23 protein-coding genes are annotated in these 19,980 nt (G+C 60.4%); 6 read left to right on the top strand and 17 right to left on the bottom strand.

Going from position 1 to position 19,980, the window contains the following annotated elements; genetic code table 11:
• Positions 1-1,295 precede the first annotated feature (1,295 nt).
• The 3 genes from C466_RS15965 to C466_RS07230 form a co-directional block, all read right to left on the bottom strand.
• Positions 1,296-1,850: a helix-turn-helix domain-containing protein gene (locus C466_RS15965; protein WP_160163049.1), complete on the bottom strand. Its 555-nt coding sequence runs from the start codon at positions 1,848-1,850 to the stop codon at positions 1,296-1,298.
• Between the two features lie 990 nt (positions 1,851-2,840).
• The gene (locus tag C466_RS17565) at positions 2,841-3,287 is read right to left on the bottom strand and encodes a hypothetical protein (RefSeq protein WP_007994977.1); all 447 of its coding nucleotides are present in this window, start codon (positions 3,285-3,287) and stop codon (positions 2,841-2,843) included.
• The gene (locus tag C466_RS07230) at positions 3,284-3,853 is read right to left on the bottom strand and encodes a DUF7342 family protein (protein WP_004598876.1); all 570 of its coding nucleotides are present in this window, start codon (positions 3,851-3,853) and stop codon (positions 3,284-3,286) included. Before C466_RS07230 ends, C466_RS17565 begins: the two co-directional genes overlap by 4 nt.
• 461 nt (positions 3,854-4,314) lie before the next feature.
• Between C466_RS07230 and C466_RS07225 the strand changes: the two genes are divergently transcribed.
• Positions 4,315-5,022, top strand: a complete 708-nt coding sequence (locus tag C466_RS07225) for a DUF7437 domain-containing protein (RefSeq protein WP_004598880.1) — start codon at positions 4,315-4,317, stop codon at positions 5,020-5,022.
• Positions 5,023-5,031: 9 nt separating this feature from the next.
• Positions 5,032-5,562 (top strand): hypothetical protein, encoded by a 531-nt coding sequence (locus tag C466_RS07220; protein WP_004598882.1) that lies wholly within the window; start codon positions 5,032-5,034, stop codon positions 5,560-5,562.
• A 309-nt stretch (positions 5,563-5,871) separates the two neighbouring features.
• Here C466_RS07220 and C466_RS07215 read toward each other — a convergent pair whose 3' ends face one another.
• Genes C466_RS07215 through C466_RS07205 form a run of 3 tightly spaced genes read right to left on the bottom strand, consistent with a single transcriptional unit; the run spans position 5,872 to position 8,272 of the window.
• Entirely contained in the window at positions 5,872-6,231 is a 360-nt protein-coding gene (locus C466_RS07215) for a hypothetical protein (RefSeq protein ID WP_004598884.1), read from the bottom strand.
• Positions 6,228-7,229, bottom strand: coding sequence for a hypothetical protein (locus C466_RS07210; RefSeq protein ID WP_004598886.1), 1,002 nt, complete (start codon positions 7,227-7,229; stop codon positions 6,228-6,230). The genes C466_RS07215 and C466_RS07210 overlap by 4 nt, the downstream gene beginning before the upstream one ends.
• Before the next feature lie 47 nt (positions 7,230-7,276).
• Positions 7,277-8,272, bottom strand: a complete 996-nt coding sequence (locus C466_RS07205; RefSeq protein ID WP_004598887.1) for a hypothetical protein — start codon at positions 8,270-8,272, stop codon at positions 7,277-7,279.
• A 246-nt stretch (positions 8,273-8,518) separates the two neighbouring features.
• Between C466_RS07205 and C466_RS07200 the strand changes: the two genes are divergently transcribed.
• Entirely contained in the window at positions 8,519-9,199 is a 681-nt protein-coding gene (locus C466_RS07200; RefSeq protein WP_239641197.1) for a winged helix-turn-helix domain-containing protein, read from the top strand.
• 29 nt (positions 9,200-9,228) lie between these two features.
• On the opposite strand, the gene C466_RS17140 is transcribed toward C466_RS07200, so the two are convergent.
• The 3 genes from C466_RS17140 to C466_RS15945 all read right to left on the bottom strand — a co-directional run bounded on the left by C466_RS17140 (position 9,229) and on the right by C466_RS15945 (position 10,164).
• Positions 9,229-9,522 carry a hypothetical protein gene (locus C466_RS17140; RefSeq protein WP_193366043.1) on the bottom strand — a complete coding sequence of 98 codons (294 nt, stop codon included), beginning with the start codon at positions 9,520-9,522 and terminating at the stop codon, positions 9,229-9,231.
• A 100-nt stretch (positions 9,523-9,622) separates the two neighbouring features.
• Positions 9,623-9,889: an NTP transferase domain-containing protein gene (locus tag C466_RS07190; protein WP_239641196.1), complete on the bottom strand. Its 267-nt coding sequence runs from the start codon at positions 9,887-9,889 to the stop codon at positions 9,623-9,625.
• A gap of 77 nt (positions 9,890-9,966) precedes the next feature.
• Positions 9,967-10,164, bottom strand: a complete 198-nt coding sequence (locus C466_RS15945) for a DUF3368 domain-containing protein (protein WP_239641195.1) — start codon at positions 10,162-10,164, stop codon at positions 9,967-9,969.
• A 24-nt stretch (positions 10,165-10,188) separates the two neighbouring features.
• Between C466_RS15945 and C466_RS07185 the strand changes: the two genes are divergently transcribed.
• Positions 10,189-10,425 carry a hypothetical protein gene (locus C466_RS07185; RefSeq protein WP_152418594.1) on the top strand — a complete coding sequence of 79 codons (237 nt, stop codon included), beginning with the start codon at positions 10,189-10,191 and terminating at the stop codon, positions 10,423-10,425.
• A gap of 17 nt (positions 10,426-10,442) precedes the next feature.
• On the opposite strand, the gene C466_RS07180 is transcribed toward C466_RS07185, so the two are convergent.
• The 3 genes from C466_RS07180 to C466_RS07175 all read right to left on the bottom strand — a co-directional run bounded on the left by C466_RS07180 (position 10,443) and on the right by C466_RS07175 (position 11,634).
• Positions 10,443-10,691, bottom strand: a complete 249-nt coding sequence (locus C466_RS07180) for a UPF0175 family protein (RefSeq protein WP_004598900.1) — start codon at positions 10,689-10,691, stop codon at positions 10,443-10,445.
• Positions 10,688-10,888, bottom strand: coding sequence for an NTP transferase domain-containing protein (locus C466_RS17460; RefSeq protein ID WP_080505996.1), 201 nt, complete (start codon positions 10,886-10,888; stop codon positions 10,688-10,690). Before C466_RS17460 ends, C466_RS07180 begins: the two co-directional genes overlap by 4 nt.
• 71 nt (positions 10,889-10,959) lie before the next feature.
• On the bottom strand, positions 10,960-11,634 hold the full coding sequence (locus C466_RS07175) for a hypothetical protein (RefSeq protein ID WP_004598901.1): 675 nt from the start codon (positions 11,632-11,634) through the stop codon (positions 10,960-10,962).
• 115 nt (positions 11,635-11,749) lie between these two features.
• Here C466_RS07175 and C466_RS07170 point away from each other — a divergent pair, with 115 nt between their 5' ends.
• Positions 11,750-12,178 (top strand): hypothetical protein, encoded by a 429-nt coding sequence (locus C466_RS07170; protein ID WP_004598903.1) that lies wholly within the window; start codon positions 11,750-11,752, stop codon positions 12,176-12,178.
• A gap of 77 nt (positions 12,179-12,255) precedes the next feature.
• On the opposite strand, the gene C466_RS07165 is transcribed toward C466_RS07170, so the two are convergent.
• The 3 genes from C466_RS07165 to C466_RS07155 form a co-directional block, all read right to left on the bottom strand.
• Positions 12,256-13,230 carry an NAD-dependent epimerase/dehydratase family protein gene (locus C466_RS07165; protein ID WP_004598905.1) on the bottom strand — a complete coding sequence of 325 codons (975 nt, stop codon included), beginning with the start codon at positions 13,228-13,230 and terminating at the stop codon, positions 12,256-12,258.
• A gap of 125 nt (positions 13,231-13,355) precedes the next feature.
• Positions 13,356-14,261 (bottom strand): NAD-dependent epimerase/dehydratase family protein, encoded by a 906-nt coding sequence (locus tag C466_RS15935; protein WP_004598907.1) that lies wholly within the window; start codon positions 14,259-14,261, stop codon positions 13,356-13,358.
• Between the two features lie 129 nt (positions 14,262-14,390).
• Positions 14,391-15,857 (bottom strand): sugar transferase, encoded by a 1,467-nt coding sequence (locus tag C466_RS07155; RefSeq protein WP_004598909.1) that lies wholly within the window; start codon positions 15,855-15,857, stop codon positions 14,391-14,393.
• Positions 15,858-16,009: 152 nt separating this feature from the next.
• Here C466_RS07155 and C466_RS07150 point away from each other — a divergent pair, with 152 nt between their 5' ends.
• Entirely contained in the window at positions 16,010-18,592 is a 2,583-nt protein-coding gene (locus tag C466_RS07150; protein ID WP_004598911.1) for a hypothetical protein, read from the top strand.
• Between the two features lie 81 nt (positions 18,593-18,673).
• Here C466_RS07150 and C466_RS17510 read toward each other — a convergent pair whose 3' ends face one another.
• Both C466_RS17510 and C466_RS17645 read right to left on the bottom strand, forming a co-directional pair.
• Entirely contained in the window at positions 18,674-19,402 is a 729-nt protein-coding gene (locus tag C466_RS17510) for a hypothetical protein (protein WP_167320821.1), read from the bottom strand.
• 22 nt (positions 19,403-19,424) lie between these two features.
• Positions 19,425-19,907 carry an ABC transporter substrate-binding protein gene (locus C466_RS17645; protein ID WP_239641198.1) on the bottom strand — a complete coding sequence of 161 codons (483 nt, stop codon included), beginning with the start codon at positions 19,905-19,907 and terminating at the stop codon, positions 19,425-19,427.
• Positions 19,908-19,980 lie beyond the last annotated feature (73 nt).

Genomic DNA, 19,980 nt, shown 5'->3' with positions numbered 1-19,980 from the left:
CCGCTGACGCGGTGTCCTTGTCCTCTTCGACACGACAGCGACAGCTCGCCAGTATCAACAATCTCCTACGGAAGAGCGTAATACTAATATGGACCCATCACTGCGGAGTGACCAGGAGCCGACGGCAGCCATCTCAGGAGGGACCCAAGACAGCAACCAACCCAACCGCTCGCAACACACTTCAGGCCACGTCGCTGCCAATCCACCAACCAAATTCGAGTTGGGTACGCTCTGTTGTATCATACCCAACAGATCCTGACTACTGCGTCGCTGTCAGTAGCCAACTCCAGTCGAAACGATCCCCGTAGCAAGAATTGGCGCACAGTCGCAGTCGATCGACGACCCACCAATCGGGCCGGAATGTGTATCGGGCCGACCAACCCAATCCCGACGACGTACTGTCGACCGTCAGTTGCGACATCCACCGTCAACGCCAATCGAGCCACGATCGGAACCCCCACGATGACGAATCACGCCTGCCACGACAGCCAGCACCGATCCCAGACTGAGAGCACTCCCGCCGAAACGGTCTCCACCATTCGACGCCGAACTACGTCCACCGCCGAACCGATCACGCTCTCCACAAACCGACCCCAACAGCGAGTCGGCAAATTGGAATCGGATCTCCGGATCTTGTATGCCACTAAATGACACGCCCAACGAGGTGTAACTGACACACCCGACTCGTCGCCGGCGTGGTCGCGAAGAACTCCCGACCCAAAGGTTTGTGACACCTCCTCATGGTACGGCAGATGACTGCGACTGCTACATTGACGAGTCACAGTGGAACTCGATCCACAATCGATCCGCGAAACTGACCAACAAGGGCGACCGCACCCAAACGGATCGCGGTTCGATTCGTTGCCTGACTCCTCGCTGCCCGGGTGGAATCGATTCGGATCGGCCGGTCCCGATCGTGAGAGAAGATACCATCCGATTGGCTCTCGCGTCAGTATCGCAGATTGAAGCGTCCCCGTCGCAGATCAACGTGGCCGTGAGCAAGACACGTACCAGTACTGGGCACCAATCTCTGTTGGCGGACACACCGGTGGTGGATCCACCACCCAATGCGAACTAGTAACACGATATGTAAGTACCCTCTCACTATCGACGCACCAAACGGAGAGCATGATAGATCAGTACGAGTATATCAGAATAGTTATATTCCAATCGATTGAAGTACATTTGAGAGAAAACTATTGGGAACAACAGACCGTATTCGTGGGTCTTGCTGTGCGCCTTTGAACGATCCATCTCAACACTGAACTGAGCCATGAGACGCCTCCAAACGCCGATTACTCCGGGATGAACCAGCCTGCTTCGGTCCGGCTTGACTGCTCGTTGTAAGGGTGTCGACCTGTATTTTCAACAGGGGCTTTGTCATCCCATTCAGCCGCCTCAAGAATCTCCTGTCGATCGACGCGTTCGCGGGCGGGTGGTTGATACGTGAGCCCGATCGCTTCGAGTTTTCGGGGGAGATAGTCGGCCGCATACTCAACGTCAAACTCGGTTTTGAGGATGTCTTCGATTGTGGCTGTCGAGACTGGTTGTCGTTGGGCGATCTCGTCAAGAAACGCTGTCTCTGCTGCCGGTGATAGTTTTGGTGGTCGTCCGCCGCCATAGTCCGGGAGTAAGCCGTCAACGCCGCCCTCGTTCCACTTTTTCCGCCACCGATACCCCGTTGATGTTGAGCGTCCCTCTCGAGCAATTGCGTCCGACACGGAGTCTCCCTGATACAGATTCTTAATAAATCCGAGTCGCCGAGCGTGTTTGCCGCTGTCGGCCGCTTTCAGTGCCTGAGCCAGTGCTGTCTCGGAGAGGTGTCGTTGGACGGGTCCTGAGTCGCTCATTACCATCGATATTCCCAGTTGTTTTCTAAAGTATGTTGGTTGAGGACTATTTCTGTGCCTGACCAGTCTACTGGGTCAGCGTTGGGTTCCAAGTGGTCGTCGAAAGGTAGTGTCGCTCCGTGCGAGCGCTATAGAGCGGTGGGGCCCTAGCGGTGGCCGCCACCTGTCGGTTTACTCAGGATGGTCGGGAAATTACTCTGCCGCTCCTGGGTCCCTCCTGAATCAGTACTCACATTCTCTCGGCAGGGGTGATACGTATCGTTATTAGTATTATATCAGTCGGTGTCTGATGCCCTGAAGTCGCCGCATTCTTGCGGTTTTCAGCATCATAGCCCCACAGTCATATTGATGCCCCACACCGTGCTTCGCAGCGGTCCGACATGGAGATCGCACCGGCCTCCATCAGAGGTGGTCTGTGAGTTCCCGCCGGGGGCGGTCTGTGAGTTCCCGCCGGGGGCGGTCTGTGAGTTCCCGCCGGGGGCGGTCTGTGAGTTCCCGCCNGGGGCGGTCTGTGAGTTCCCGCCGGGGGCGGTCTGTGAGTTCCCGCCGGGGGCGGTCTGTGAGTTCCCGCCGGGGGCGGTCTGTGAGTTTTGTCGACCGCCCCCAGTGAATTTTCGCGCGCTCGGTTTGTGAATGAGGCGCTGAGTGCGATCGAACTAGCATCGACCGGGAACGAGACGCTCGAGTGTTCGTCGATCGACTTGCGAAGGGAAATAGCTAGCTGGTGGACGTAGGTGATCGGAACGTCGTCAAAGACACCGCCGAACGGTCGACGGTCTGGACCGCCTCGTAGCCGACGATCACGACCAGCCCGTCGGCCCCAGCCTTGACCGCCGTCTCAAAGACGTGCGCGAGCAGGGGGCGCCCCGCAACGTCGACGAGTCCCTTCCGCCGTCAGCTCGCCGAGGCGACTGCCACGCCCGGCAACGGGGATAACCGCGTCCATACGCGAGACTCTACACGCCGGTTACCTAACCCCATCGACGGGGACTATCGGGTCCAGAAGCCACGTTGGCGGGCTTCGATTTCCGAAAGCACCGTCGAGAGGACGTCACGCCAGTCGGTCGGGTGTGTCGTATCGTCACCCGGCGTCGGTGCGTCCGGTCCCGGATGGACGTGGTCACGAGTGTTGTGCCCAGACGGATGTCTGTCCCACCGATGATCGAACGCCCCCGTCTCGTGGGTTTCGTGATAGTGGAGCGAGAAATCCCCGTTTTCGAACCAGACAATCTCTAGACGGGCACTCCGAACCTGGTCAGGGTAGAGTTGCCGATTGTACTGACAGACTAGCCGTTCGGGCGCGAAGCCAGGCTGGTCATCAACTTCGGTGAACCGATCGTCCGTCGCGAAACGCTCTCGAATGACCGCTAGCCGGTCGAAATCGATCGGCCCACCGGAAATTGAACCCCCCGTCTCGTCCTCCCCACCGGCAGTCATGCCACGGATTCGCGATCTGTAGCCTCGCCGGACGCGGGGGTGAGTGCTCGTTCGAGGAGAAACACACGACGCCGAGCGGTTTCCCACGACGAGAGCTGCTCCCAGACGTCCTCGATGGACTGGTCGCTTGCTGCGGCATACTGTGTGATCGAGATGCCCGTCGGGGACTCGGCGTCAAATTCAGCTGCGAGTGCGTCCGCCCGCTCTGATTCCGACTGTAGCAGGTCGAGTAACTCTTCAGTTGTGTATTCGCTTCGGAGCGTCTGGACGCGTCGCCAGTTCAGGTACTCTTGATTCCGTTCGTAGGTGGCTGGCGAATCCGTAACCTTCGTGACGATGCCCATCCGTTCGAACCAGTCCAAGTATTCACGTGCGGCGTCGACCCCGTGTCCTGCACGCTCGGCAACTTCGCCTGCTGTCGCCGGATCGTCGAGTCCGAGCACGGCATCGAAAAAGTCGTCCCGTGTTCGATCACCACGAACGACCTCCTCCGGCGGGGTCAGCGCGTCGAAGTTCGGCGCCCGTTCGTCGGTGTCGGCTTGGATATCCGAACCCGGATCCTCCATATCCCACCATGCGGCTCAAAGCGTGATAAAACTTTCTTGGACGGATTATCCCGCTTCAAATGCGGGAGACCACGACCAGCCCGTCGGCCCCCGCCTCGACCGCCGTCTCAAACACATGCGCGAGCAGGGGTTACCCCGCGACGTCCACGAACCCCTTCGGTCGGGCCGCCGTCAGTTCGCCGAGTCGACTCCCTCGGTCTGCGGCGGGGATGACCGCGTCCATACGCGAGACATCACACGCTGGTCACCTAACCCCATCGCCGGGACTACCGGGTCCAGAAGCTACGTTGGCGGGCTTCGATCTCCGAACGCACCGTCGAGAGGACGTCACGCCAGTCGGTCGGGTGTGTCGTACCGTCGCAGGAAATTGGGACCTCTGGTTCCGGGTGGACGTGGTCACGGGCGGTGTGACAGTCGTTTGCGGCGATAGTCTGAAGTACACAGACTTCGAACTAACAAATATGACCGCTGATCACGACGGCGTTCGTTCGGACGGCGGGATCGACGCGCTGGACCCGCCACCGAGAGATGTGATGGATGAAGAGACGCTCAAGCCAGAGACGCTGGCCCGGAACGCTCCGCGACTCGAGACAGTCGTTCAGCTGCTCAACAACCCAGCGCTGGCCCGCGTCTACGTCTACGTCTGTTACTGGGGGCCGGTTGCCCCGCCGGAGATCATGGAGGCACTCGATATCTCGAAATCGACGACCTACGAGTACGTCGATCGGCTGGTCGACCTCGGCCTCGTCGACCGTGATGACTCGACGCGCCCCCAGCAACTGACTGCCGATCCGATCGTCATCGTCGAGCAGTACGCCCCGATCGTCATCACACCAACCGTCCTCCACGCGCTCGCGCTCCAAGAGGTCGACGAGGACGTCGCATACTTCATCGACCGCTACGGTATTGGGAAGCTCATCGCTGCGCTACGGGGGGCTGGACTCCATTTCGCAGGCAAGACAACCCAGCGGATGGTCGCCGCTGATATCGACGTTCGCGAAACGGAAGCAATGATGATCATCTACGCACTCAAACCGGCACTGGTTGTTGGCCGAGACCACGATCCGTTCTTCGAGTATCTGTTCCCGGATGTGGATGACGAAATGGATCTCCCCGACCTTGACGAAATATCTGATGCCCCGACCCGCTCGTCGGATCTCGATAGGTGAGTCGGTCGAATGGATGCCGACACACCATTCTCTGCTGACCAGGACATCCTTGTCGACGCGAATATTTTCTACGCAATAGGTGATCCTTCGAACTCTCAGTATCGGAGATTCCGGAGTGTAGTCCAAAGTGCTGGCGTGGTCTGTAAACTCCCTCAGCGCGTGATCGGTGAACTTGGAGGGCCAGAGACAGACCGTGTCCGAACGGCACTCGACGAGGGCTGGGCTACAATTATTGATGTACCCTCACCGACGGATGGCGACGCTGTCGCCGCGAGTGATATCGCCAAACGAACCATTGCGAACGAAACCGATCAGCCAGAACACGAGGTCGAAAAAACGGATGCGATTCTCGCCGGGTTAGCAATCCAGTACGTCAGAGACCGTTCAACGGCGGGTGTTATCGTCCTCACAGACGATAAGCCTGCCAAGAAGGGCATCAAGAACGCAGTCCGGGCGCAAGGGTACACGGACACGATCGCGGTTCACGGATTGGAAGATATCATCGGTGACGATTCGGGCGACTCGATGCGGCTGATATAGGTCAGGAGATGGCCGTTGTGCGGAAATCCCTCGGCCGCTTAAGAACCCGCGACCACAGCTGCGCGCCTCGTTCCTGCGGTGCTTGGCGCAGTCAGGGGACGATCGAGGCGGCCTCGTCCTAGCTGACCGCGTCCATACGCGAGACGCCACACGCCGATCGCCGAATCCTATCGACGAGACTACCCGGTCCAGAAGCCACGCTGGCGGGCTTCGATCTCCGAACGCACCGTTGAGAGGATGTCTCGCCAGCCGGTCGGGTGTGCCGTATCGTCTCCGGGTGTCGGTGCGTCCGTTCCCGGATGGACGTGGTCACCGGGGCGTCCGTTCCGTGAACGTCTCGTAGGCTTTGGCGATCGTCTCGACAATTTCGGCTTTGTCTTCGTCTGCGAGGCTATCGCCCCGAAATTCGATGAGCGAATCGAGGACGACTTCAAATTTTGATGGATCAGTAGCCTTTGCCACGACTGTCCAGCCGTCCGGGTCGGTGTATGCAAGAGACGTCACGACGTTCGCCGTGAACACGAGGATGTCCCGAATACCGCCAAGCGTTCCGTCGTCTCCGACAAGACTGTCCGGAGTCGCCGGCATCACAAGTAAGTCGTCACGCTCGTGGGACACTGTGAGTGTCTCGCTAGCCAAGAGCGGCCGGTCGGGGAGTCCGCTGATCATTCTGCTCTCGACTGGGCGTGATACTCTCGTCCGGTCTTAAACTGCGTCAACTCTTCGATCCGGCTCTCCAGTTCTTCGATCTCCTCGCGAAGTTCCGTGGCCTCGGGGTCGTCGCTCGTGGCGAGCCGATCTTTCAGTCCTTGTAGTCGCGTTTCTCGCTGTTCCTCATCCACTTCCGCCTTCCGGACGTACTCCGTCTCCTCGATGTCGTACACGTCCGATTCGGAGAGTTCCGTCACGTCGAGAGCGTCGTCGACCTTGTCGCGGTCGACGCTCAACACGCGCTCGCGGTCGATGCCTGCGTCCTCCAGCGTAGCCAGTACCTCCTCGTCGTCTCTGAGGTCTCGGTTACGACGCGCCGTTCGTTGTACGGAGCCGAACTGGCCGTGAACGGGCTGGTCGTGGTGCAGCCGATCCAACAACACGTTGGTCACGTTCTGGCGCAGGTCGTTGGCATCACGCTGGATGTCCGAGAGCAAGGTGTAGAGATTGATGAGGGCGGGCGTATCGAGCGCCTCGAGCGAGGAGAGATCGTTCCGCTCTAGCGCGTCGATGAGAAGGAGCGCATCGCTGTAGACATCCACGTCGGGCTCCGCGCGCTCGGTGGCTTCCTCCGCTGATTCGGTGTCGTCTGCTCCCCTGATGATCTGGCTTCCGGCCGGTTCATCGGTTTCGCGGATCACACCCGCACTCTCGTCGACCTCGAATCGGGGATGCAGACTCAACACGCCGGGATACGGATCGGCATCGAGCGGGAGCCGCGAAAGATCGAATCCATCGGGAGCGTCACTGATGCGCTCGTAGAGCGTCTCGAACTGGTCGCGCTGGAGCGGCCGTGTCTCGTCCACGTCACGGTCGAGAAATTCGACGACGATTCGGTGTTCCTGCACGTCGGTGATCTGGAAACGATCCTGAGAGAGTGGTGTGAGCAGAGTCGCATCCTCGGCGAGACCCTTGCACTCGTCAAGAAGCGTGTGCCATGTGACGCTGAACGGCATTACCGGGTGTATCGTCGGGAGACAGGTAAAGCGTGAGGGTGGTTCGCTCAGATACCGAGATCGCGGAACGTCCAGTCGTTCGGCAGGTTTGCGTCGAAGCCGGCCTCTTCGACGAGATCACGGATGCGCTGTTCGACTGTTTCGTCCAGCTCGAACGTGTAATCGAATTCCTCGTCCCAGTCGTAGTACCGCGGCATCCCCGGCCAGTGGTCGTCCGTCTTCAGCCCGTAGACGCAATCGAGAAGGTAGCGACGATACGGCATATCGTCACGGGTGATGCGAGGGAGCGTCCCGTCGATCGACTGATCTCTCACTAACGTTTCGAGCAGATCGACCGCCGCGTACTGGTCGGCGTAGAACGCGTGTTCGAGCGTCGGATTAACCGAAAAAATGTCCTCCGAGGCGCGGGCGCGGAGATGGTCGGCCACCGAGTGGTCGGGATGGCCGATTCCCCACCCGTACGCGTGGACTTCCTCCCGCGCAGTATCGGCCGTATCGGCGGCAGTGACTGCGATGGTATCGAGGTATTCGAGTGCCGCAACTGGAATCGCCGACACGCCGTCGGTCAACCGCGTGCGGATCAGATTCCGTCCCACGGCATTCGCGATCGTGGGCGTCACAAGCGGAATCTTGTCATCCGCAGTCGGATCGTGTGTATCGATCACATTCTCGAGGAATTTCCAGCCCGCTGATCGCGCCGCCTCGTCAAGGGCGTCACTAACCCGCTCGTGGTACGGCCAGAACACGTCCCGGTATGTATCGCCACTGGTGTCTTCCTCGAGCGCTGCCGAGAGTGCTGACTCGAACTCGACGAGTGCGTCGTGAAGGCCGTCTCTGTCACCGTCCGAGAACCGGTCGAGTAGAGTATCAAGTTCGGCGATGGACGCGTTTCGTTCGTCGGCTGGCGATGAACCTGTGGATTGTGACTGCTCGAGATCAGCCGAGCCAACGGTTGTCTCTGATTGGACATCGCCACAGTCGTGGAGGCGGAGACGGGTGAGTGTCTCGAACGACGCTCCGCAATCGTCGCACTCGTGAGCCATAGTCCTACTACGGGTATGTGGGCAAAATGCGTTCCTTCTTTGATCAGTGAAATACCCCACCCTCAACGAAGCCACGCCAGTGGCTGAGTAGGATGGGGTAGTTCACCCAGCCGAGCCGTCGTCACCTCGTACACCGCCCGCACCAACAACCCCACGGCCTCGCTCTCGAGACCATCGAGACCAAACCCCGAAGCACAGATATCTGTGCCAGCAAAATATATGTGTGCTTAGGGCGTAGCGTAGCGTATGCCTGACGAGCCACTGCCTCCTGACGGCCCCGACGAGTTTCCCACCGAAGCGGAACTACCGGACGATCCGGTAACCGTGGCTGATATTGACCCGTTCGCCGTTGCTGACGATGGCTTCGAGGATATCGATGACTTCGCGGCCGCAGAGTGGAAAAACGAGACCACTGCGAACGAGAGAATTCGCACGGTAATCGATAGAACGACGACTCCGAGATCGGCGGGCGACATCGCAGAGACAGCGCTAGTCTCAGAAACAAAAGCTAGAGCCACACTCAACAAGCTTGCTGACGAAGGTATTGTCAAAAGTCAGCAGACGGACTCCGGAAAACTGTACAGTCGAGACCCGGAGTGGCACCTTCTCAAGCAGATCAGGCGACTCGCCGGGAGCGAAACGCTCGTCGATCAAATCCACCGAGTGAAACAGGAGCTCGCAGCGTACAAAGCCAAATATGACGCAGCCGATCCAGAGGAACTCCTGATTTCAGACAAGGAACTCACCCAGAACGAACTCGACGACGTCTCTCACTGGCGGACAGCAGAACGAGAACTCAGCCACCTCAGAGCGGCATACCGCCTCAAAGAAGCAAAAGAACAGGCAACCACCGTAACTGAACCAAGAGACAGACAGACGGGGAATCAGACAACGGCCCCCGCTGGCGATCAGCCCCAACTCCAGTAATGGGGATGGGGAACGGCTCTCCAATTGATTCAGAAGCAATTGATGAGAGCGTAGAGCAGATACGCCACCAACTCGGTAACGGAGTCGTCAAGGTCCGATACCGGTATCAGAAAGGTCACCCGTTCAAACAGCGGGAAGGAGAAGATATCAGAGCGGCACGGGTCACTGTCACCCCTGGAATCCACGAGCGAGGTGGGTACTTCGATATCCAGTGGTGGGAGAATGGAGACTACAAATACCATTATCGGGAGGACGGACTGGAATTCAGGTTCGGGCGCGAAGGGGCGAATGAAACCACCAGTAAGCCGGTACGGCACTTTCATCCGCCAAGCGATCTCGACGCACACAGGCAATCCTGTATCGGGATCGAACGACCACCGACACTTGTCACAATTGCTGTCCTGAAGACGTGGTGGGCAGCAGTCAGGCGCGGTGATGAGAGTTTGGTGAACGCGCAAAACGGCTTGCCGTAATCGGAATCCCCTCGAAGGCGTGACCGAACCGGTCGACGATCTGGGGCGCCTCGTCCCCGACGATCACGATCAGCCCGTCGGCCCCGGCGTCGACCACCGTCTCGAAGGCGCACGCGAGGAGGGGCCGCCCCGCCACGTCGACGAGCCCCTTCGGTCGGCCCGCCGTCAGCTCGCCAAGCCGACTCTCTCGTCCGGCAGCAGGGATGATTTCGTCCATACGCGAGACGCCACGCGTGGCCGTTTCAACGCTGTCCCTGGCGTCGAACCTGTATTCTGACCGGGGAGCGACGGTGCTCACTCCGTGTCCATCTCGAGCGCGCGTTCGGACAGCGCGTCCGAGATCCAAAAGCCCGCCTCGCGGAGCGCGTCGAGTTCCGTTTCGAGGTCGACTTTTCCTCGGCTGGACGCCCGGAGGAGGATCCCCACAACGCCGGTCACCGATACATCGTGACGCGTAGCGGTCGCCCGGCCTTCACGCTCGTCGATGAGCACCCGGTCCGCGTCGACGTCGATGGCATGCGCGATGGCCGCGGCCTCTCCGCGATCGAGTTCCCGCTCGAACTAGATTCGGAGATCGGTCGGCTCCGGCGACACGACTCGAATCCCACCCTGATCGCGGAACGCTTCGATGCGGTCGCGGCCGTCGAACCCGGCTGTGAGCTCGTTCCAGACCGCCGTCGGAACGACCACCTCACCGAACTGGGCGTCGATCAGGTGAAGGCGTTCGATGAGTGCCAGATTCAACAGCGGTGAGGTGTTCGAGACGACCGTCATTCTCGCGCGTACTTGACGTCGAGCGCGAGATCCTCTTCGGTGTAGTGTCGCTCCACCCCACGTTCTCCGAGGAGCCGGTGGAACTCTGCCTTCGAGAGACCGGCCAGCTCTCGTGCCTTTCCGAAGGACAGGTACTCCTCCCGGTACAGCGACACCGCGAGTTCCTGCCGGACGATCGGTTCGCGATCCTCCGGCGGTGCCGCGATCGCGTCCAACACGTCCGACGGGAGATCGATGCTGCTCATGTCGTTAGATCCGGCGTGGTGCTACTTAGTAACGCTGTTCGTCCACTCGTTTTGATCACGACGTTTGTTACCTTGACACTGCCCCAAACACGCACGAGCAGCGGTCGCCCCGCCACATCGACGAGCCTTTTCGGTCGGTCCGTCCTCAGCCCGCCGAGCCGGCTCCCTCGCCCGGCGGCCAGGATGACCGCGTCCATGGCGAATCGGCCGGCCACTCGCCACCTGAATCCGTCGGTCACTCCCGGTCCAGGCGCGTGCGATGCTCCTCTCACGGAATTTGCTCGATCGCGCTATCGAGCTCGTCGAGCGTCGACCACTCCACGACCCGGTCGTCCACTGCCGCCTCGAGGGCAGCCAGGTGCGAGGCGGCCATCCCGTTCTCGTATTTCGCCCGCTGTGTGTCCGGATCGTCGTACACGCGCTTCAGTAGCCACAACACGTCTCGCACGCTCGTCTGCTGGCGGTACAGGTATCCAAGCTCCCAGACGTGCCCGCCGTCGAAGTCCTCGATCACGCCGACGACCCACGTCGCCTGTGCCGACAACACCTCGAAGGCCGGCGCCCACAGATCGAGGTCGTCGGCGTCGAACCCGAACTCCTCTAACCGGAACGCGACGGCGTCCCGCCGATCGTCCAACCGAGAACACACGCGCCGTCGACGCTCCCCGGACTCACCCGATCCGCTACCCACTACGAGATACCGGCGGCCCGCACGACGGATATCGTTGAATCGGGCCCCGTGGAGCCCGTCCTTGAGCCGCTGGTGCTGCTCGGGGGTGAGCGACAACGTCGCGTCGTCCTGGAGGTCGTCATCCGCGACGTCACCGATCAGGTCAGTCTCTGCGTCCTCCGTGGCCCCACTGGGGGCCTCGTCGGCCGCACGCCTCCCGTTGTCGGCGTCGCCCCGATTGTCGTCGCCGTCGTCAGCGTCATCGGCTGGCATTCCACATCACGATCTATCTCACCGTTATATAGTGGTACTGATTGTGGAACTACCTGATTAACTGTTTGTACTCAGCGACCAAGTGTTTATGCGCCCCCGGTCCGTAACCACGCACATGAACCCCCGACTCGCGGAGACGAACTCGGCAGACGACGGTGGGGAGCCTGACGGGTTCGAGACGTGGACGGCGCTCCAGAAGGCGACGGACCAGACCCGCGCGAACCTGATCGCCGACATCGTCGGTCACCCACAGGGGGCCCCGAGCGTCAGGGAGCTTGAGTACATGAACCCCGCGCTCGGTGAGGACGCGATCCGTCGCCATCTCGGGGTGTTACGAGACGTCGGCGTCGTTGTGGAACTGGTCGTTGAGCCGGGCGATCGGGTACGCGGATACCCGTACAAGTTCTACCAGCTCACCCCGCAGGCGCGAGCGCTGTTCGATCGGAATGACCTGTTCCCCGCGGATGCCTGGCAGCGGCAGTACGCTCGCGTCGAGAAGACCGGTGAGATCGCCGAACTCGAAGAGATGCCGCGGCCTGAGTAATTCCCCCTGGCAGTGTGTCTACACTAGATCCGCTGTAACCCAACGACACACTCGACCTCGTTTCGAACTTTGGCCGCCTACGACGACCGCACCAACGGCTCGTACCACTCGCGGTTTGCCTGATACCACTCGATGAACTCGCCGACGCCCTCCGCGGTCGTCCGTGAGGGCTCGTAGCCGATCACCTCACCGACCTTCTCGACGGACGCGTGCGTGTGCTCAGCGTCGGCCTCACGCGCAGATTCATACACAATCTCCAACTCGGGCGCTGACTGGTCCCGGACCGTTTCGGCCAGTTCCTGAATCGAGATGTTGTCCGAACTCCCGATGTTCAACACGTCGCCGTCCGCTGCGTCCGACTCCAATAGCGTCCGGTTCGCGTCCACGATGTCGGCCACGTACGTGAAGTCACGCGTTTGCTGACCGTCCCCATAGATCACCGGGGGCTCGCCGTTCACGCACCGCGAGACAAAGTTCGAAATCGCCATGTTCGGGCGCATCCACGGGCCGTACACGGTGAAGTAGCGAAGACACACCGTCGGCAGCCTGTGGAACTCCGTGTACACCCGAGCCATGTGCTCCTGGGTCAGCTTCGTCACGCCGTACGGACTCACCGGCTCGGTCGGGTGGTCCTCCTCGTAGGGTAGGGACTTCGGCTTCCCGTACACCGACGACGAGCTCGCGAGGATCACCCGCTCAACGTCGGCCTCCTTCGACGCCTCCAGAAGGTTCACTGTCCCGTCGACGTTGATGTCGGTCACCTTCCGCGGATTATCGACACTCTCGCGAACCCCGGCCTGCGCCGCTTGGTGAACGACGACGTCTGCGTCGGCGACGACGTCCCGAACAGTCTCCGGATCTCGGACGTCTCCTTCGGCGAAGCGGTACTCGACATCCCGGCTCTCGGCCACCTCGCGGTGGACGTTGAGCGTGTGCCGTTTGATCCCCTCGGCGTAGAAGGGTTTGAGGTTGTCGAGGACCGTCACGCCGTGGCCGTCTTCGAGGAACGACTCGGCGAGGTGGCCGCCGACGAATCTAGCCCCGCCTGTCACGAGGCTTCGGACACGCGCTGTTCAGCCGGCCACCACAAAACTCGCGCGGTTCCACGAGAAGTAGACCTCATCACCGGGTTGATCTCGCTGTCCTCCTTGCCTCTCTTCTGGACACCAATTACTCATCAAAGAGATTCAATCTCAGAACCGAGCGATCGGCTGGGCTCGAACTCCAACTCATCACGAGCTTTCTGTATCGATGGTCGACTTCGCTCGATATCTCCGTCACGAGCTGCGACGTGAGTGATACGCGAGTCTGACTCAAATGTGTCGACGATCAGCTGCGCGAGACCATTGATGGTGATACTCTCCCCGGTGCCGATATTGTACGTCTCTCCGGGTGTTCCGTTCACCGCGGCAAGACAGTTTGCGGCAACGACGTCGTCGACGTGGACAAAATCGCGCGTCTGTTCGCCGTCCCCGTGAACGGTGATCTCTTCTCCACGACGCGCTTGCTTAAGGAAGATATCGATAACACCGCTGTACTGGCCACCGCGCTGGCGCGGTCCGTACACATTGAAATACCGGAGCGCAACCGTCTTTACGTTGTACAGCTCGTTATAGAGTCGACAATACTCATCGGCCGTGAGCTTTTCTAACCCATACGGAGACGCTGGTGCCTTCGGATCTGTTTCTCGAATTGGTACCGAGTCCGGAGTTCCGTACACTGCCGCGCTTGACGCGTAAATGAATCGGGCATCTTCCTCCCGAGCGCATTCAAGCAGCTGGAGCGTCGAATCCACGTTTACTTCGTGGCTGTCTACCGGCCCCTCGACGGATCGCTCAACGCTCACGTTTGCTGCTTCGTGAAAAATGATGTCTGCTCCCGCGGCCGCCTCTTCTACTGCCTCTGAATCTCGGATGTCGGCTTCAATGAGAGTCGCTTGGTCGGCAACCCACTCGCGACGGCCGCTCGTAAGATTATCGAGAACGGTGACGTCGTTGTCAGTAACCAGCGTCTCGACGAGGTGACTTCCGATAAAGCCGGCACCACCGGTCACGAGTATCGACTGACCTGTCGGCGTGTTCATAAGAGATGTCTATAGCTCAACCGTAAGTGCTGTCGGATTTCGATCTCTCTGCCGGTGACTGGTCGTCGCAAGTCACCACCATTTCCGAGGCTTCCAGCAGGGCATGACGCAAGGCGGTAACTCGGCAGCTTACTCCGATCTCCCCGTAACGAGAAGCATCGCATCCGCGAGTACCTTCCACACCTGCCGCGCGACGATTTTCGTATCGAAACTAAACGACTGCCGCTTGATGTACTGGAGGTCGTATCGGATCTTCCGATCCGGTTCCTTGCCCGTTACGTCGTTGATCTGCGCAAGCCCAGTCAGTCCGGGCTTCACGAACCACCGTTTCGGCCAGTCGTCGACGCCGTGCTGGATGTCGGCGTCGATCTCGGGACGCTCGGGCCGCGGTCCGACGACGCTCATCTTCCCCGCCAACACCGCCCACAGCTGCGGGATCTCGTCCAGGTGCGTTTGTCGCAGCACGCGCCCGACGCGTGTCACTCGGGGATCGACGCCGCCGTCATCTTCGTCGCTGATTTTCACACCCGTCGCCGACTCCGCGTCCTCGACCATTGACCGGAACTTGTACACGTCGAACGTCTCGCCGAACACGGCGGTCCGCTCCTGTTGATACAGGATCGATCCCCCGTCGTCGAGTTTTATCGCCACCGCGATCGTGAGGATGATCGGCGACAGTCCGAGCAGCCCGCCCCCCGCAAACGCGACGTCGAACGCGCGCTTCATGATGTGGTCCTGAACGTCCCACGGTTCAATGTCGATATCGACGAGAGTCCCCGGGTCGTCCTCCGCGAGCAACACCGCGTCTGCGCTGTCGCGATGGGCCTTCGCAGCGACGCCGTGTTCGTAGCAGGCGTCGAGCGCACCGAAGAACTCGGCCCGGTCCGTCTCGCCGAACGCCAAAATTACTGTATCGATATCGTGTGTGATCAGCACGTCTTCAAGCCGAGAGAGACCGCCGAGCTGTTCGAGGCTGCTATTCACCTCTCTTCCCCCATCTGCCACGGATGCGGCCCCAGCGCTTGTCGCGTCGCGGTCGTCTGCCGATTGACTGCGGGCTCCCGCATGCGCTTGTGTGGGGAACAGATATCCGAGCAGCGTCAGATCCGTTTCGCGGGCAGCCTTTTCGACCCGTGCGATTTCCGTGAGATCGTCCCCGACGATGATCGCGCGCTCGCTGCGCGCCTCGGGGCGGCGCAGCCAGATGAACCACGCCGGGAGCACAACCACCAACACCGGCGTGATCAACACCAGTGTGAGCCGCGGCACCTTGTACGTGTAATCGAAGTAGCCGATGGTCGCGAGGGCAAACACGGCCACAAAGGTGCGTTTGTGCGCGAGCGCGACGATATCGAGTATCCGCCGCGGCCGCGGCTTGTACAGCGGGACGAACGCGGCCGTTACCACCACGACGGTCAACGCCACCTCGATGACGAACTCCGCGCCGGCGGGCGGGTCCACGGGGAGGCGACCGAGCACAGGAACCATCGCCGCGGCCGCCTGAACAGTCGCGTTGTTGGCGAGCATCACCGCGAGCCCGACGAGGGCAGCGACGCCTCCCACGCTCGCGAGCCGGTACCGCCATCCGGTGTCCATTACTGATCCGTGACAAGTGTGTCAAGTTAAACACTATGTTTCCTCCGGTGGTCGGATCGAGGGGTCTCGCTCGCCCGCGACGCCTCCGAACCCGAGGGTGGGCCCGTCCACGACCGAAACCGCTAATCGGCGTGCCCGACAGGTGACAGCCAATGCCCTCGCCTGAGGAGACGACCGCGGCCGCGCGCGAGTTCCTCGCTGACCACCCCGAAGCGGAAGACGCCTTCGCGGCCCTCGTTGAGCGCGATGCCCGCGACGAGCCGTGGACGTTTGCCGACATCGACCTCGACTCCGGTCGCTTCGGCGAGCTTGTCGCCCGCGACCTCGCCCATGAGGTCGATAATGGCTACCGGCTCGAAAATCCGAACGCGATTCGCACCGCGATTGAGTCGGGGCCGGCCGACGCTGCCGATACGACTGACGCTGCCACTGACTCGTCCGCAGCCACCGAGGGAAGCGATGACGATGGCAGTGAGACAGCTGCCGGTGATATCGTGATGTCGCGAGTCTCCTCGGTAGCTGACGTCGACGTTCTCACCTTCCTCGGGCTTCTTGGAGGGCTGCTTGTGGTCGCCGGCGCGCGCCTCGTGGCCGCGCCTGCGGTGTTCCAGCGGGGCTTCGTCGTCTCCCCAAGCAACGACACGTACTTTTTCCGCTACTGGCAGGAGCATCTGGCCGCTCGCGCGGACGGAATCTTCGATCTGGGGCTGTTCGCAGACATGGGCAGCGCCGCGGGCACGCGTCCGCTTGCCCACGCGGTCAACTGGTGGCTGACGGTCCTGCTCGGTGGCGTCGACGCTGCGCCCGTGGTCGCCGCGTGGCTTCCGGTCGTGGCGTCCGTCTGTCTGGGATACTTCGTCTACTGGACCGCACGCCTGCTCACCAGCGATGTGCGTGTCGCGCTCGCCGCCGTGCTGTTCTACGGGCTCGCGCCCGTCAACGTCGTGTACACCTCCGTGGGCTTCCTTGACCATCAGGCCCACCAGTACCTGTGGCTCGGTCTCCTCGTTGCCACACTGACCGCGCTCGGTGTCGACCTTTCCCGCCGGGACGCCCAGTCCGGACCCGAACCAGACCGGCAGGCCATCGCGCGGGCCCACGCACATAACACAACGATGTGGCCCGTTGCACTCGCGCTCGCTGTCGCCGTAGCGGCGTCCGCTCACGCCTACGGCGGCTCGCCGCTCACGTTCATCCCAGTCGCGGCTGTCGTCGGGCTCCGCGTCGCGCTCGACGTTCGGCGGGACCTCTCCCCGACCTACGCAAACGCCCCCCTGCTTGCTGGGCTCGCGCTCGGCGCTGCGGGAGCGCTCGCCGCGCACCTCGCGCTGGGCTGGCACGAGTCGATCGCCGCGGTGACGCCCGTCCTCGTGGCCGGCGGCGCGTTTGTCGTTGTCGGGTTAGGGGAGTTGTGGCGCCGCGTCTCGCTTCCGCCGCTCGCCCTTGTCGCGGCCGAGGCGGTCGTCGCCGTGGGGGGGATCGTCGCCTACGCACGCCTGCGCCCGGGCGACATCGACCGCATTCGGACGCGCGCCGCCGACCTGTTCTTCCGTGAGGGGATCACCGAAACGGTTTCGCTATTCAGTCCGGACTTCGCGGTGGTGTTCGGGCCGCTGCTCCAACTCGGCCTCGGATTTTATTTCGCGATCGCAGTCCTTGCGGTCGCGACGTGGGCAACCGCGCGTCGCTACGAGCCCGGCTGGCTCGTCTTAGTCTGCTTCGCCTGGTACTACACGCTGCTCGCGACGGTTCAGGTCCGGTTTGCGGGCCAGTTGGCGATCATGATCGCGCCGTTCGCGGGGATTGGTCTTGTCTACCTCCTGTCGGCGATCGACATCGCGCGTCCAGTGGCCGCCCTCGGTCGCGGCGACGATGTCTCCCCGTCGACTCGCGGCCGATCGAGCCGCGGTCGACCGAGCCGCACTGGAGCGGACAGCGAACCGGGTGGAGAGACCGCGATCACGTCGCTTGCGCTGCCGGAGGAGACTCGCCTACGCGGGTACCTCGCCGCGACGGTCGCGCTCGTGCTGTTGTTCAACCTCCTCCTCGTCCCGTCGCTCGTCGGGCAGACGACCCACGACCGCGTGCAGTTCGACGCCGCGCTTACAGTCGATTCCCACGCCGAGGATGTCGACCGTGAGTACCCACAAAACTTCGTGTTGAGCCAGTGGGGCGACAATCGAATGTACAACTACTTCGTAAACGGTGAAGCCCGCAGCTACAGCTACGCACGAAGCAATTACGATCAGTTCCTTACCGCTACACACCCAGACGAGTGGTACAACCGCTTTCAAGATCGTGTCGGGTACGTCGTCGTTACTGAACGCGAAAACGCACCACCAACAGAGTCTACTTACACAACCCTCTATGATGGGCTCGGCGTCGGCGTCAACGACACCGCCGCAACCGGCCATTACCAGCTACTCACTGCCACTGAGGGGATCCGGACGTTTGCGGTTGTCCCCGGCGCGACGATCTCCGTGCCAGAGCCCAGTTCGGTTGGCGTCGAAAACGGGACGGTGACCGCAACAACAACTGTGACTGTACCCAATTCATCCGGTGAAGTCACAGCAACTGGCACAACGTTCGAGTATGAACGTCACGCTGCTGTCTCGAACGGAACCGCAACAATCCGGGTCGCACACCCTGGGGAGTATCAGGTTGGAACCCAGTCTGTGACCGTAACCAATGACGCTATTCACAATGGCAATCAAACAGTCGTTCAGTCGGGATAGTCCGTCTCGGTATCGGCTTTTTCTGTTAGTTAAACTCGTAGCGCGCAATCCCAGTGAACTACTCTCCCCTGCCCTACTCGCTCACTCCCGTGGCGACAGATATGTGAAGCCAAGAATCACTAATACGGTTACGATAATTCCGAATCCAGGAACCTCTGACTCTGTCCCCTCATCAGTTGTATTGGATGGTCCACCGTCTTGCTCAGTCTCTTGATTAGCAACATCATTGGATGTCCCAGTCTTATCATCCTCATCGTTAGAGGTGCCATTGAACTCCGCTGAGGTAGTATTCTCTTTACTCGATGTATCGGTGGTTGTCTGATTTTCGTCCACAGCCGTTTCATTCGCATCTACTGTTGTTTCGTTCGTATCCACAGCCGTTTCATTCGCATCTACTGTTGTTTCGTTCGCATCCACAGCCGTTTCATTCTCATCTACTGTTGTTTCGTCTTGCTCATTTTCGTCATTCCTGTCATCCTCGTCATTACCTGTGCCACCGGATCCATCTGTTCCACTTGTATCGTCTCTATCACCCTCTGATTGAAGATCTTCAACACCGTTTGCGAGCGTTTTTGTTGATTCGATAACGCTACGAGGCGCAGGCTGATTGAGGTAGTTATTGTTCAACACTACGTAATTATTGTTTTCACCCGCACTTGTGCTGGCATACGGCTGCCGCTCAAGGATCGACGCCTCAGAGTCTGTCACAACCATTAATTCAGGGTTGGTTTGGAGGATTACCTCATCCGAGAGCTGTGGATATCCATCTGCCTCTGACGCTGCGACGTTCGTAGTCCCACCAATCTGCATAATCTCGTTGATGAAGGTATTGTCAGCAGCGACATACCCGCCTCCAAGTGGNTGCGACGTTCGTAGTCCCACCAATCTGCATAATCTCGTTGATGAAGGTATTGTCAGCAGCGACATACCCGCCTCCAAGTGGATACAGTGCATCGGGGCGGTCAAGATCTGCGGTCTGGTTTTGAACATTCTCCACGGTCTGATTCATCTCATTGTTTATGTCAGTTGCCGCCTCGCAGTTTCCGACAAGACGGCCTGTGCGTTCCGTCTTCGAGGCAATATCCTCGGTATCAGTAGCAGCCGGGAAATGGTAGACCGTGAGATTCTGTGCACGAAGATCTGCGACTTGGCCAGCTGAGGCGTTCGGTGCTAACACAAGATCGGGATCAGTCGCAACGACCTTTTCGACGCTGACACCGAATTCTGCGGAGACATTCGTTTTGCTGTCAGTCCCGTTCAAGTACCCCGCAAATTCGGTTACACCAACAACNACAACCCGGTCTTGCGCACCGATCTCCCAGAGCGTTTGGGCTGCTGACGGGTTTGTTGTCGTGATCCGATCCGGCTGTTCATCAAGCGTAATTTCT

Origin of the sequence: Halorubrum distributum JCM 10118 (assembly GCF_000337335.1) — an archaeon.
Taxonomy (GTDB): Archaea; Halobacteriota; Halobacteria; order Halobacteriales; family Haloferacaceae; genus Halorubrum; species Halorubrum distributum.
The sequence above is the reverse complement of the archived record's forward strand: the minus strand, read 5'-3'. Positions and strand labels throughout refer to the sequence as shown.

Excerpts from the sequence above, each read along its gene's own strand:
- C466_RS15965 (WP_160163049.1), bottom strand. The coding sequence starts at position 1,850 with ATGAGCGACTCAGGACCCGTCCAACGACACCTCTCCGAGACAGCACTG.
- C466_RS17565 (WP_007994977.1), bottom strand. The coding sequence starts at position 3,287 with ATGACTGCCGGTGGGGAGGACGAGACGGGGGGTTCAATTTCCGGTGGG.
- C466_RS07230 (WP_004598876.1), bottom strand. The coding sequence starts at position 3,853 with ATGGAGGATCCGGGTTCGGATATCCAAGCCGACACCGACGAACGGGCG.
- C466_RS07225 (WP_004598880.1), top strand. The coding sequence starts at position 4,315 with ATGACCGCTGATCACGACGGCGTTCGTTCGGACGGCGGGATCGACGCG.
- C466_RS07220 (WP_004598882.1), top strand. The coding sequence starts at position 5,032 with ATGGATGCCGACACACCATTCTCTGCTGACCAGGACATCCTTGTCGAC.
- C466_RS07215 (WP_004598884.1), bottom strand. The coding sequence starts at position 6,231 with ATGATCAGCGGACTCCCCGACCGGCCGCTCTTGGCTAGCGAGACACTC.
- C466_RS07210 (WP_004598886.1), bottom strand. The coding sequence starts at position 7,229 with ATGCCGTTCAGCGTCACATGGCACACGCTTCTTGACGAGTGCAAGGGT.
- C466_RS07205 (WP_004598887.1), bottom strand. The coding sequence starts at position 8,272 with ATGGCTCACGAGTGCGACGATTGCGGAGCGTCGTTCGAGACACTCACC.
- C466_RS07200 (WP_239641197.1), top strand. The coding sequence starts at position 8,519 with ATGCCTGACGAGCCACTGCCTCCTGACGGCCCCGACGAGTTTCCCACC.
- C466_RS17140 (WP_193366043.1), bottom strand. The coding sequence starts at position 9,522 with ATGAAAGTGCCGTACCGGCTTACTGGTGGTTTCATTCGCCCCTTCGCG.
- C466_RS07190 (WP_239641196.1), bottom strand. The coding sequence starts at position 9,889 with ATGGACGAAATCATCCCTGCTGCCGGACGAGAGAGTCGGCTTGGCGAG.
- C466_RS07185 (WP_152418594.1), top strand. The coding sequence starts at position 10,189 with ATGCGCGATGGCCGCGGCCTCTCCGCGATCGAGTTCCCGCTCGAACTA.
- C466_RS07180 (WP_004598900.1), bottom strand. The coding sequence starts at position 10,691 with ATGAGCAGCATCGATCTCCCGTCGGACGTGTTGGACGCGATCGCGGCA.
- C466_RS17460 (WP_080505996.1), bottom strand. The coding sequence starts at position 10,888 with ATGGACGCGGTCATCCTGGCCGCCGGGCGAGGGAGCCGGCTCGGCGGG.
- C466_RS07175 (WP_004598901.1), bottom strand. The coding sequence starts at position 11,634 with ATGCCAGCCGATGACGCTGACGACGGCGACGACAATCGGGGCGACGCC.
- C466_RS07170 (WP_004598903.1), top strand. The coding sequence starts at position 11,750 with ATGAACCCCCGACTCGCGGAGACGAACTCGGCAGACGACGGTGGGGAG.
- C466_RS15935 (WP_004598907.1), bottom strand. The coding sequence starts at position 14,261 with ATGAACACGCCGACAGGTCAGTCGATACTCGTGACCGGTGGTGCCGGC.
- C466_RS07155 (WP_004598909.1), bottom strand. The coding sequence starts at position 15,857 with ATGGACACCGGATGGCGGTACCGGCTCGCGAGCGTGGGAGGCGTCGCT.
- C466_RS07150 (WP_004598911.1), top strand. The coding sequence starts at position 16,010 with ATGCCCTCGCCTGAGGAGACGACCGCGGCCGCGCGCGAGTTCCTCGCT.
- C466_RS17510 (WP_167320821.1), bottom strand. The coding sequence starts at position 19,402 with ATGCAGATTGGTGGGACTACGAACGTCGCAGCGTCAGAGGCAGATGGA.